This is a genomic window from Maridesulfovibrio bastinii DSM 16055 (genome assembly GCF_000429985.1).
Lineage (GTDB): Bacteria > Desulfobacterota > Desulfovibrionia > Desulfovibrionales > Desulfovibrionaceae > Maridesulfovibrio > Maridesulfovibrio bastinii.
Map to the genome: position 1 here is coordinate 114,910 of NZ_AUCX01000006.1, position 12,540 is coordinate 127,449.

12 protein-coding genes are annotated in these 12,540 nt (G+C 45.1%); 5 read left to right on the forward strand and 7 right to left on the reverse strand.

Annotated elements, in window-relative coordinates:
- Position 1: 1 nt before the first annotated feature.
- The 4 genes from mrdA to G496_RS0101635 form a co-directional block, all read right to left on the reverse strand.
- Positions 2–1,825 carry a penicillin-binding protein 2 gene (gene mrdA / locus G496_RS18475; RefSeq protein ID WP_034632019.1) on the reverse strand — a complete coding sequence of 608 codons (1,824 nt, stop codon included), beginning with the start codon at positions 1,823–1,825 and terminating at the stop codon, positions 2–4.
- On the reverse strand, positions 1,809–2,273 hold the full coding sequence (locus tag G496_RS0101625; RefSeq protein WP_027177738.1) for a hypothetical protein: 465 nt from the start codon (positions 2,271–2,273) through the stop codon (positions 1,809–1,811). Before G496_RS0101625 ends, mrdA begins: the two co-directional genes overlap by 17 nt.
- Complete coding sequence (mreC, locus tag G496_RS0101630) at positions 2,273–3,127, reverse strand: rod shape-determining protein MreC (RefSeq protein WP_027177739.1); 855 nt, start codon at positions 3,125–3,127, stop codon at positions 2,273–2,275. The genes G496_RS0101625 and mreC overlap by 1 nt, the downstream gene beginning before the upstream one ends.
- Before the next feature lie 147 nt (positions 3,128–3,274).
- Positions 3,275–4,315, reverse strand: coding sequence for a rod shape-determining protein (locus G496_RS0101635; protein WP_027177740.1), 1,041 nt, complete (start codon positions 4,313–4,315; stop codon positions 3,275–3,277).
- Positions 4,316–4,561: 246 nt separating this feature from the next.
- Between G496_RS0101635 and mnmL the strand changes: the two genes are divergently transcribed.
- Both mnmL and G496_RS0101645 read left to right on the forward strand, forming a co-directional pair.
- On the forward strand, positions 4,562–5,545 hold the full coding sequence (gene mnmL / locus G496_RS18480; protein WP_034632022.1) for a tRNA modification radical SAM protein MnmL/YtqA: 984 nt from the start codon (positions 4,562–4,564) through the stop codon (positions 5,543–5,545).
- 1 nt (position 5,546) lies between these two features.
- Entirely contained in the window at positions 5,547–6,023 is a 477-nt protein-coding gene (locus G496_RS0101645; RefSeq protein WP_027177741.1) for a methylated-DNA--[protein]-cysteine S-methyltransferase, read from the forward strand.
- A gap of 63 nt (positions 6,024–6,086) precedes the next feature.
- On the opposite strand, the gene pstA is transcribed toward G496_RS0101645, so the two are convergent.
- The 3 genes from pstA to G496_RS0101660 all read right to left on the reverse strand — a co-directional run bounded on the left by pstA (position 6,087) and on the right by G496_RS0101660 (position 9,405).
- Complete coding sequence (gene pstA, locus G496_RS0101650) at positions 6,087–7,001, reverse strand: phosphate ABC transporter permease PstA (RefSeq protein ID WP_169725720.1); 915 nt, start codon at positions 6,999–7,001, stop codon at positions 6,087–6,089.
- 84 nt (positions 7,002–7,085) lie between these two features.
- A complete protein-coding gene (gene pstC, locus G496_RS0101655) occupies positions 7,086–7,979 on the reverse strand; it encodes a phosphate ABC transporter permease subunit PstC (protein ID WP_027177743.1) in 894 nt (297 codons plus the stop codon).
- Positions 7,980–8,586: 607 nt separating this feature from the next.
- Positions 8,587–9,405 (reverse strand): PstS family phosphate ABC transporter substrate-binding protein, encoded by an 819-nt coding sequence (locus tag G496_RS0101660; RefSeq protein ID WP_027177744.1) that lies wholly within the window; start codon positions 9,403–9,405, stop codon positions 8,587–8,589.
- Between the two features lie 217 nt (positions 9,406–9,622).
- Between G496_RS0101660 and G496_RS0101665 the strand changes: the two genes are divergently transcribed.
- From G496_RS0101665 to G496_RS0101675, 3 genes are all read left to right on the forward strand, one after another.
- Entirely contained in the window at positions 9,623–10,972 is a 1,350-nt protein-coding gene (locus G496_RS0101665; RefSeq protein ID WP_027177745.1) for a protoporphyrinogen/coproporphyrinogen oxidase, read from the forward strand.
- Positions 10,973–10,978: 6 nt separating this feature from the next.
- Complete coding sequence (locus tag G496_RS0101670) at positions 10,979–12,055, forward strand: M24 family metallopeptidase (protein WP_027177746.1); 1,077 nt, start codon at positions 10,979–10,981, stop codon at positions 12,053–12,055.
- Positions 12,056–12,194: 139 nt separating this feature from the next.
- Positions 12,195–12,473: a DUF4911 domain-containing protein gene (locus G496_RS0101675; RefSeq protein ID WP_027177747.1), complete on the forward strand. Its 279-nt coding sequence runs from the start codon at positions 12,195–12,197 to the stop codon at positions 12,471–12,473.
- Positions 12,474–12,540 lie beyond the last annotated feature (67 nt).

The following is a 12,540-nucleotide window of genomic DNA, read 5'->3' on the forward strand; positions in this document are numbered from 1 at the left end:
TCTAACTTTTAGTTTTATTTTCTTCTGCATTTTCACCCTTTATCGGGGGAAAAAGATAATTGTACATAGCCTTTACGATTGGCCCTGCTCCGGAACCGCCATGCTGGCCGTGCTCAACCAGACATACCACCACATATTTTTTATCCCCGCGTTCACCGAAAGAGGCCATCCACGCATGATCCCTGTATTTGTAGGGAATCTCACTATCCTTCATTTTTTTTATTTCATCAGTTAATTTTACCACCTGTGCGGTACCTGTTTTACCACCAAGAATAACATCCGGGCGGCGCAGCCTGCGGGCTGTTCCATGAGCACCTTCAACAGTATGGATCATTGCATCCTTTATTATAGCCAACTGATCTTTACTTAATGGTATTTTCGATTGAACCTCGGCAGGTTCACCTTTGAGCAGTTGAGGTCTTAAAAGTTTGCCGCCATTTATGATGGAAGCAATAAATCTGGTAACCTGCAACGGTGATACGAGAACATATCCCTGACCAATAGCCATATTAAGGTTTTCACCCGGATGCCAGATGTCATGGAAACGTTTTCTTTTCCATTCACGCGTGGGTATAAGGCCAGCTTTTTCATGGGGAAGAGAAATTCCGGTCCGCTGTCCGAATCCGCAGGCCTTGGCAAATTCGCTCATGCGATCTACTCCAAGGCGCATTCCTACTTTATAAAAATATACGTCACACGATTCAGTCAGGGCCTTTTTAAGATCAACATCACCATGCCCCCATTTTTTCCAGTCCCTAAAAACATAATTTCCAAGCTTTAAAAAACCGGGACAAAAGAGAGTTTCTTTCGGGTCGAGCATATTGTTGTGCAATCCACAACCGGCAATGGCTAGTTTAAATACTGATCCTGGCGGATATACACTCTGTATAACCCTGTTCTGCAAGGGATGCATGGGATCATCTCTCAGAGTCTTCCACTCTTTGGTGCTCAATCCGGTAACAAATGAATTGCTGTCGTAGGAAGGAGAGCTGACAAAGGCCAGAATCTGCCCGTTATCAGCATCCATTACCACCACGGCCCCGGCTTTACCTTTGAAAAGTTTCCCACCGAGTTCCTGAAGTCCAAGATCAATTGAAAGATCAATATCTTCACCGGCAACCGGATTTTTCAATATCCTCTGCTCAAGTTTACGCCCGGTCGCGTCAACTTCACTCTGACGCTTGCCCTTGATACCCCGGAAACGCTTTTCCAGAACAGTTTCAAGTCCCTGCTTGCCGACAAAATCACCTACGGAAAGATCATGATCTTTCTCAAGTTCTTCTTCGTCAACTTCGGCCACATAGCCAAGGACATGAGCAAGCAGCTTGCCGTATTTGTATTTTCTTCTCGGCCGGACAACAATCTCAAGTCCCGGCCAATGGAGTGAATTGGCTTCGATCAGCGCAACCTGTTCAAAACTGAGATTAGGAACCAGAATTAGAGGTTCAAAAGGTTTGATGCGCTTCTTTTTCTTTTTGAAAACAGATTTGATCTTGCCAATATCCACTCCGGTCCATTCGGAGACTTTTTTGAAAGTGGAATCAAAGTCCTTGCAGTCTTCACGGACAATGCCAAGAGCATAAGCCGGTTCATTCACGGCAAGAAGATATCCGTTACGATCCCTTATCAAACCTCTGGGAGCGTAAAGCTGATCCTGCCTAAGCTGGTTATTGCGGGCCTGTTCCGCAAAATAGCTTCCTTTGTGGATCTGCAAATACCAGAAACGAAGAGCGAAGACACAAAAAAGGAGAAGGATTAAAGCCTGAAGGATAATCAGGCCGATCTTCGGAGGTTGCTGAGTTTTGGACTCATACAGGTGGTTCATTTTTCAACCGCTCCGGATAAAAAAGTTTTATCAGCAGCCAGACCACAGGGAAGAACAATCCTTGAAGGATTCCTTCAGCCACATAACGGTCCGCTGCCCCGCTGAGGTCTGCAAGCATAGCGATTATTCCGATTAGAACCGGGTGCATTACACCGATGGCCACACCGCATAAAACTGTAAACATGAAGCTCTGCACATCAAAAAACATAATTCCGCAACGATACAAAGCATAAATAAGCAGATATGAAATAATAGCGTAACCAAAAGGAAGTGTTCCGCAGCCTTCTTCAATCAGAACCCAGATGACCGCCATCCACAGCGCCTGAGTATTTTTTTCTCTTTGCAGGCAAAAAAGTATGCTCGGAGCAAGAAAGTCAACGCCGGGAACAAAACTCTGCATCCAGATTGCTACAACTGCGAAACCTGCCCACCATATAAAAGCAAGCATCACTGCTCTCCAGAGGCAGATGTGGAATTTGTAGCTGCTGCAACATCCTTGCGAACCAGCAGAACTGCTTCCAGATTATGAATATCTACAAGCGGTTCGGCCTGAACTTTCAGAAAAAGGGAAATATCCGATCGTTCAACCGAAGTAACCCGTGCAACAGGAAGTCCGGGGGGAAAAATTCCAGCGAGACCCGAGGTTATAAGGATTTCACCTTTATCCACCATAGCGTTCAGCTTCATGTATTTAAGCTGAAGCATGCGTCCGTCTCCACCGCCGATCAGAAGTCCGGAAGCACGATGGGATTGTCCGCGAACAGATATGCGGCTGTTGGGGTCGGTAACAAGGAGAACGTTGGAAGCACTCAGACCAGTCTGCATAACCCTCCCGACAACTCCGTAAGGAGTCATTATCGGGATATCATCATGCACGCCGGACATTTGCCCCTTATCAATTACAATGGAATTCAGAGCCGCAGAAGGCCCCATGCGGTGAGTGATAACTCTTGCGGCATCAACATTCCATCCTTCAACGGGAGGAAAAGCCAGAAGACCTGCAAGCCTGTCGGCCTCTTTGGCTTTTTCTTTAAGGCTGATAATTTCAAGACGCATAAAATCATTCTGAGAACTCAGAAGATCGTTTTCCTGCTTAAGTCCGACAAGATATATGTATCTGTTCCAAAAATCTGAAATTTCGTCAGAGGCCCATTGACCGGGCACCACGATCCACTTGACGGCCTCCAGACCGGTGAAAGTCGCAATACGGTCCAGCTGTCCGGTTCGCAGGTTCCACGAGTACAGACTTAAATATATAAACAGAGCTGCTAAAAGCCCTAAAGCCGTCTTTTTAAGCCTCACGCGACAACCTCAAGCATTAAAAAATGAATCCGGGATATTATGCTGTGAGCAGCATTATATCCCTGAAATATAGAATTTAAGGCCGTAAAAAGGCGGCGCAGAACCGAATTCTCCACCGCCCTGTCAAAACAAATATACGGAAACAAGTTAGTCGATGGTGACTTCCTTGTATATATCAAGTTCATCAAGAGCACGCCCGGAGCCGATGACAACAGCATTAAGAGGAGCATCAACAACAGTGATAGGCAGATGTGTTTCCTGACTTAAAAGAAGGTCCAGACCTTTGAGCAATGCGCCACCACCGGTAAGCACAATACCTCTGTCCACGATATCAGCGGCAAGTTCCGGCGGAGTCTGTTCAAGAGCTACACGAACTCCCTGAACAATACTGTCGATCTGCTCGGAGATAGACTTTCTGATTTCTTCGGAAGTAATCAGAATGTTCTGCGGAATACCAGTAACAAGATCACGACCTTTAACTTCCATTTCAAGTTCTTCATCAAGAGGATGAGCTGAAGCTATTTTAATCTTAATGTCTTCAGCGGTACTCTCACCGATGAGCATGGAGTATTTGCGCTTGACGTGCTGCATAATGGCTTCGTCCATTTTATCCCCGCCTACGCGTACGGAACGGGCATAAACGATACCTGAAAGGGAAATAACCGCAATTTCAGTTGTTCCGCCACCGATATCAACGACCATGTTGGAGGTCGGCTCCGTAATAGGCAGGTTGGCTCCGATAGCTGCGGCCATAGGTTCTTCAATAAGATAAACCTCGCGGGCACCGGCACTTTGAGCGGATTCCTTGACAGCCCTCTTCTCAACCTGTGTAATCCCGGTAGGGACACAGATCATGATGCGGGGACGTACAAGCCTGCGGCTGTTATGGACTTTTGAAATGAAGTGGCGCAACATGGCCTCGGTAACTTCAAAATCGGCGATAACGCCGTCTTTCATAGGACGGATGGCGACAATATTTCCTGGAGTCCTGCCAAGCATTTTCTTGGCTTCGAGTCCCACAGCAAGAACTTTGCTGGCGCCTTGAGTATCCTTTTTTACCGCAACCACGGAAGGCTCGCTGAGCATTACGCCTTTCCCCTTGACATAAACAAGGGTATTCGCTGTTCCGAGGTCAATGGCCAGATCGCTTGAAAATGATCCTAATATCTTGTCAAAAATCGATGCCATGTTGTGTTTGAAACTCCGAAGAAAATGTGTTTCTGATTATATTGATTATCACTATTCTGCTTTTCCCACTCAGTTGCGGAAATGCTAAGCAGACAACTAACAGAAGAACAAACAGCAGGCAACATATTAGAAAATTATCTAATTCTAGGTACTACTGATTTCGAAATTGTTGTCGTGATATCTTTTCCTGAGGATATTATCTTTAATAACCATTTAATCAACCCCTAATATCACTAAAATTAACAAATGTACTATTATTACGGATTAGCAGCCAGACTCAGACAGAAGTTCGGGGAAAGAGTTCAGAAAGTTCCCCTTGATGCAGGTTTCTCATGCCCCAACAGGGACGGTAAAATATCAGCAAACGGCTGTATATTCTGCAATCCTGAAGGCTCCGGTTCGGGAATGCTTTCAGAGGGAATACCACTTTCCGAGCAATGGAATTTATGGATTGAAAAAATTTCCAAAAGATACAGTGCCAGACTCTTTCTGGCTTATCTGCAATCATATTCGAACACTTACGGTCCCCTTGAAAAACTGAAATCTGTTCTGGATGAGATTTCACAACTTGAGGGAATTGCTGGTCTTTGTCTGGGGACAAGACCCGACTGTGTTGATGCGGACAAACTTAAAGCAATAAAAGACACCGGATTATCGGAAATCTGGCTGGATTTGGGACTACAAAGTTCCAATGACGAAACCCTAAAAAAAATAAACAGAGGTCACGACAGTGCTGCTTTTGCAAAATCTGTCGAACTTGCCCACTCGCATGGGCTCGAAGTCTGCGCCCACGTTATTGCAGGGCTTCCCGGCGAGGATGAAGAAGATTTCATAAAATCAGTAAGATTCATAAATACGCTCCCGGTATCAGGAATAAAGTTTCACAATCTTTACGTTTGCAAAAATACAACGCTCGAAAAAATGTACCGCGCTGGAAGTTATGAACCATGGACCCGTGAGAGATATGTTCAGGCTTTTGTGCGGGCCATCACCTTTCTGCGTCAGGATATAGTTGTTCACCGGATAAGCGCCGACCCTGTTCCGGGAGAGCTGGTCAGTCCAGACTGGTCTGAGGACAAAAGAACAACCCACCTTGCCATCAATGAAAATATGGAAAAAAATGATCTCTGGCAGGGGTGTGCACTTAAAGGAAGCCGCTCCCAGCCGCCGGACTGGTTCTGGCCGGAATCATTTCCACCAAAAATGATCATCAATAAAACAGGATTTTAATATGGATCGAATTTTACAGGCAGCATCAGGGAGAATTTTCCTTAGAATCACGCTTAAAAATGAAAAGGTTACTTCCATCAATCTTGATTGGAACAATGACAGCCATGTCATCTCCATGAATCCTGAAACTGAAAAAATCCAGAAAGCCCTGGACGACTACACCTCAGGAAAAAAAGTAAGCTGGCCTGAGTTTGAATTCGACTTCTCCGGCCTTAGCGAATTCAGAAAGAAAGTGCTCCAAACACTCTATCGTGAAGTTGGCTGGGGAAGTTCCATAAGCTACGGGGGGCTGGCAGCCCTTGCAGGATCACCCCGAGCAGCCAGAGCTGTGGGTGGAGCCATGGCAGCAAATCCTTTCCCATTGATCATTCCCTGCCACAGAGTCCTTGGGTCAGACAGGAGTCTGACCGGATTTAGTGGAACAGGAATAGAAATGAAAAAATATCTTCTGCACCTTGAGGGAATTGGCTGTAAATAAAAGTAAAAAGTCCGCGACTCAGGGGAGAATCGCGGACCTATAAAAAAACAGCCGTATCAACTTTTAGCGAGCTGTTCTTTTCTGCATTTTGGCTCTTAAATAGATAGCAATAAGATTCATGCCAAGGACAAGCGTAATCAGAACAAGAGAAGTTCCGTACTGAATGTGCCTTGTTTTTTCTATTTCAGTTCCCGCAGTTGCAAGAACATAGATATGATACGGCAGTGCCATTACGTCATCAAAGATGGATTTAGGCATTTCCGGTGTGTAGAATACCGCGGCGGTAAACATAATGGCCGCGGTTTCACCGGCTGCGCGTGAAAGGGTCAGAATAGAACCTGTGAGCATTCCCGGCAAAGCTGCCGGAAGAACTACTTTATAGATTGTCTGCCACTTGGTTGCCCCAAGTCCCAGAGATGCTTCACGGTATGTCTGGGGAACAGATCTTAATGCTTCTTCGGAGGCTCCGATTACCAGCGGCAAAGCCAGCGCACCGAGTGTGAAGACACCGGCAAGAATACTTACTCCCATGCCCATGACGGTAACAAAAAGAGAAAGCCCGAAAAGGCCGAATACAACCGAGGGAACACCGGCAAGGTTGTTGATTCCCAGCCTGATTATTCTGACCATTTTGGCCGAGGTGGCATATTCATTAAGATATATGGCTGTGGCAACTCCCCATGGAAGTGCAACCAGAAGAGCTCCGTAGCTGAGAATTATGGTTCCGAGGATACATGGGAAAATACCACCCTCGGTCATGGAATTTCTAGGAGCTTCGGTCAGAAACTCCCAGCTTAAAGAAGGCAGCCCGTAATAAAGAACAAAACCACAGATAACCAAAAGGGCCAGACCATTTATGACCGCAGCGGAACGGAAAAGCCAGAAAAAGACCTTCTGTATGATAAACCGCAGGGAACTGTCTTGTTTTCCGGGAACGTTATTTCCTGTCATAACCTCAGCCTCCCCGGTCTGGTTCATTGCAGCTATCTGTTCTACTGTTTCAGCAGAATTACTCATAATAATTTCCTCTTTGTGATCCAAAATTATAATCCTTTTTCCACATTAGAGAGTAGCCGAACCGACCTGTTTGTACTTGTGGGCCACATAGTCAGCCACAAGATTGAAGGCCATGGTAAAAAGAAACAGAACCATACCGATGGCAAACAAAGCGTAATAATGCTCGCTGTGAAATGGAGCTTCACCCATTTCAGCAGCAATGGATGCAGGCATAGGTCTTACTGGATCAAAAATAGATGTGGGCAGGAGTCCTGCTCCACCGGCAACCATCAGAACTACCATGGTTTCCCCGATAGAGCGGGCCATTCCAAGAATAACCCCGGTGGAAATACCTGAGAGTGATGCCGGGACCATAACTTTATATATGCTCTGCCAGTGGGTTGCGCCAAGAGCAAGAGAAGCTTCCTTCAGTTCTACGGGAACGGAATAGAGAGCATCTTCCGAGAGACTTGTAATGGTAGGCACAGCCATAAATGCCAGCATGATGGAAGCGTTGAACAGGTTGAGTCCTACGGCAATACCGAAGAAATTCTGCAGAAAAGGCGCAACAACGACCATCCCGAAGAAACCGATAACAACCGAGGGCAACGCAGCCAGCATCTCAACGGCCGGCTTGACAATGTTACGGATTTTATCAGGTGCAATTTCAGCAAGATATATAGCTGTCATAACCCCGAGAGGGATGGCTATAATTGATGAAAGCAGAGTTACAGCACCGGAACCGACGATAAGCGGCCAGATTCCGAATGCAGCGGGATCATCGGTCGGGTACCATTCCAGACCGAAAATAAAGTCCTTAACAGAAACGTAATGGAAGATGGGAAGACCTTCTATAAACAAAAAGAGCATGATCAGAAATAGTATCAGAATCGAAGTGAATGCTGTTACCATAAATGCTGAATGAATAAGCCTTTCTATGGATCTGCGGCTCAGATTCATAGTATTGAGGGTAAAAAGACCTACTCCGATAACACCGATCACGAGGGCAAGAATATAATAACCGCTGGCCCGTGAACTTATCTGATTATGAACTGATTCGGAAATTTCCTTGATTGCGGCTTTGTCTCCGTTCTTCCTTCCGGCAACATTCATATCAGCACGAACCTGTGCGAAAAGACCGTTGAGTTCAGAAGTAAGATTGTCAGCCCGCTGCTCCGCCTCAACTTCGCTGAGTCCCATAGAACCGGAAGTTTCGGCAATTTCATGCTCGGAAAGCATCATAACTTTTTTGAGCACACTCACAGGACTTTCTGAATAATCACCATGGCTGGCAATTTTTTCAGTTGAAGCCAGAAAAATTTTTTCAGTATCGGTCGGCTTGCCCAGGTTGTAGGCATAAGCTGCTGAAGCAATTGCTATAGCGACCAATAGCAGACAAATATTGCGTGTCGTGATCACGACTTGTTTCCCCTGATATAAATTTCTTATTGCTGAATTATTAAGTGTTTTCCGAGAAACATCCCTCCAGAGCCTTTTCAGACTCCGGAGGGTTTCCTTATTTATTTCCGGACCCGGTAGAGCAAATCCGGCCTAAGCCAGTCTGCGATTAGTGAAGGGGAACAAATCCGACTTCTTCAGAAAGCTTCTGACCAGCAGGGCTAAGCATAAAGTCGATGAGAGCTTTTGCTTCACCAGAAGGCTGTCCGGGAGTGTAAAGGTTCAGACCGCGGGAAATAGGATAGGTTTTGTTAAGAGCGTTTGCAGCGTTGGCTTTGATTCCGTCAACACTTACAGCCTGAAGCTCACTGTTGAGGTAACCAAGACCTACATAACCTATAGCAAGTTTGTTTTTAGATACGGCCTGAGCAACAGCACCGTTGGAAGCCTGAAGCAGAGCACCTGCGAATACGCGGTTTTTGTTACCGTCTGCTCTCATGATTTTGTGCTTCCAGCAGTCATAAGTACCGGAAGAAGTGTCACGGGAGATAACTACGATTTTACCGTCTTCGCCACCAAGCTCTTTCCAGTTGGTGATTTTACCGGTGTAGATTCCGAGAAGCTGCATCTGGGTAAGGTTATTAACCTTGTTGCCGGGATGAACAACAGGAACGATGCAGTCGTAAGAAACAACAAACTGTACCGGTTTGCGGCCATTGTCGGTTGCACGCTGAATTTCCTGTGATTTCATATCACGGGACATCATTGCAATGTCAGTAGTTCCATCGATGAGGGCTTTAGCTCCGTTACTGGAACCGCCACCTGAAATTGAAATAGAAACACCGGGATTTGCTTTCATGAAAGCTTCTGCGCATTTCTGCATGAGAGGCAGAACAGTAGTGGAACCTTTAACCTGAAGTGAACCTGCAAAAGCAGATCCTGCAAAAGACAGAGTAAGTACTGCCAACAGGGCAATAATTTTTTTCATTAGATCCTCCAAAATGAATTTGTCATTTAGACGCGTTTACCGTGTCCGTTAATTACCGATACGAGAGGTCTAAACGAAAACAGTTACAAACCTGTTACGGCAATGACAAAGGTCGGTGACACTGCATTTTTTTATTTTTTTCCCCTTGCGAATCTTTAGGCATGAGCTTTGCTTAATGCTTTCTCAAAGGTCAAAAAACTACAGCGGAGTGATCACAATGAAAGCTGAATATATTATTCTCGGAGCAGGTCCCACGGGGCTTGGAGCATTGCACAGGCTTAAAGAACGGGGAGAGGATTCCGTTATCCTTCTGGAAAAAAATTCCTATCCCGGCGGGCTGGCTTCAAGCTTTACGGACGAAAAAGGATTTATCTGGGATATCGGCGGGCATGTCGTTTTTTCCCATTATGAATATTATGACAGGCTCCTTGATTCACTTTTGTGTGACAATTTCCTTGAACACCAGCGGGAATCTTTTGTCAGAGCGGCTGCGACATGGGTTCCCTACCCTTTTCAAAACAACATTCGTCACCTTCCGCCTGAGGTAAGATGGGATTGTGTGAAAGCACTTTTACCGGGAATGAGGTCTGAAAAAGCTCCAGCCAACTTTAAAGAATGGATTCTTAAAATATTCGGAGAAGGAATCGCCCGCTATTTCATGCTCCCTTATAACTTCAAGGTCTGGGCAACTCATCCCGAGGATATGGATTTCTCATGGATAGGTGAAAGAATAAGCATTGTTGACCTCCGCAGTGTCCTTAAAAATATTTTGCTTGAACGCGATCAGGTTTCATGGGGCCCCAATAATACTTTTAAATTCCCGTTGAAGGGTGGAACAGGTGAAATATACCGCAAACTTGCAGCTAGGTACGAAGATAATATCATCTACAATACCAAGGCAGTCCGCATTGATACCGCGCAGAAAATCATCACCGATCATCTCGGAAACAGTTTCAGCTACAACAATCTGTTAAGCACTCTTCCACTTGATCTGCTGGTTACAAAACTCATACCTGATTCAAAAACCAGCCTGATTAATGCTGCTGCTAAACTTAAACACAACAGTGTTTTTGTCGGCGGTATCGGTTTATCAGAATCCAGACCTGATTCCAGATGCTGGATGTATTTCCCTGAAAGGGACTGTCCTTTTTACAGAATGACAAATTTCCACAACTACTCCCCCAATAACACACCTGTGCCGGGTTCAGGCAGGGCTCTTATGTGTGAAGTCTCCCATTCAAATCAAAAACCTGAAAAACTCGATTCCATGCTTGCGGAAATAGAACAGGGGCTGGTCAACACCGGACTCATCGGCACAGCTGAGCGTAATAAAATTATTTCCAGATGGTCCATAAACGTTGATTATGGTTATCCTGTTCCTTGCTTAGAAAGAAACGAAGCGTTAAAACTACTTCAGCCGGAACTTGAAAAACTCGATATTTACTCCCGCGGTCGTTTCGGAGGATGGAAATATGAAGTCTCAAATATGGATCACTCGGTAATGCAGGGAGTTGAATGGGCTGATAGAATGGTTTCCGGCCAACCTGAAACCACTTACAGGATTTAAACTAATATGAAATTCGATAAAATAATTTTTGAGAACAGACGTGAAAAACTGCGCGCCCTGATGAAACAATACAAAATCCCTGCTTTGCTGATAAACTCTTCAGCAAACAGATTTTATTTAAGTGGTTTTGAACTGCACGATCCCCAGTGCAACGAAACCGCAGGGTGGATTATTGTAACTGAATCAGGGGATGACTATCTGCTTACTGATCCGCGCTATGACGATGCAGCCAAAAGAGTCTGGGATAATGATAAAATATTCATTTATTCCGGGCGTAAATTTGAAGCTCTGAAAAAATTTTTCCATTACAATAAAATCACATCTCTGTTCATTGACTACAATGATGTTTCTGTTTTTGAGCATGAAAAATTAAAAGAGCTTTGTGAACTTAAATCGGCTCCGGCTCTGGTTGAACAATTGCGTATGGTTAAAGATGCTTCTGAAATAGAATGCATGAAAAAAGCCTGCGCCCTTAACCATAAAGTTTACGAGCAGATTCAACCATCGCTTATTCCCGGTAAAACCGAACTGGAGATTTCTTGGGAAATAGAGCAGCTCTTCCGCAATGGCGGAGCCAGTGAGCTGGCGTTTACCACTATCGTAGGGATAGATCAGAACGCCGCTCTCCCCCACGCGATTCCCGGTGAAACGACTTTAAAAGAAGGTTCTCATGTTTTAATCGACATGGGCTGCCGTGTTGATGATTACTGCTCCGACCAGACCAGAACCTTCTGGGTGGGTGACAAACCTTCAGACAGATTTCTTGAAGTCCGCCAGCAGGTTATGGATGCACAAACAGCAGCCATCAAGACCCTAAGGCCGGGACTGCCTATTTCTCAGGCCTACCGCACTGCTTATACCCATTTTGAAAAATTGGGTGTGGAAAAATATTTCACTCACTCTTTAGGCCACGGTATCGGTCTTGAAACGCATGAATCACCAAGCGTAAGCCCCTCTGCCAGAGGAGAGTTGAAACCGGGAATGGTTGTCACCATGGAACCCGGATTGTACTATTCAGACTGGGGTGGAGTCCGCTGGGAGTACATGGCTCTGATAACTGAAGACGGCTACGAAATTCTTTAAATTTTATACTATTTATTTTCAGGCCCCGGATATTATCTAAATTCGGGGCCTGACTTTTACTTTGAAATAGATTTTTCCTTCTTGACCCTGATCAGGAGTTCCGGCAATAGAACTTTTTCCACTTCAACCCAAAGAAATTATGCCCCGCAAACGCAGAAAACCAAGACCAAAGCCGCTTCTACCTGCTCCCAAGAATTCAGACAGACTTTATATACAGGTAAAGCCGTCAGATATAGCTATGTTCAGATTCATGCTTGAAGCTGTAGACAATATAGCCATATTTACCGTGGCAGATAAAATACGCGGTATCCTGCTGTTAAGATACAGCAGACATCAGCAGCGGGAACTGCTTGAATTTTTAGATTCCCTGAAAGACTGTGTGAATCTGACAATCCTTCCTTTTAAAGTTTCCTCTTAAAATTATCTTAAGATCAGTACCTGTTTTGAATTTGCTGCCTATACAATATAAATATGAATTCATATTC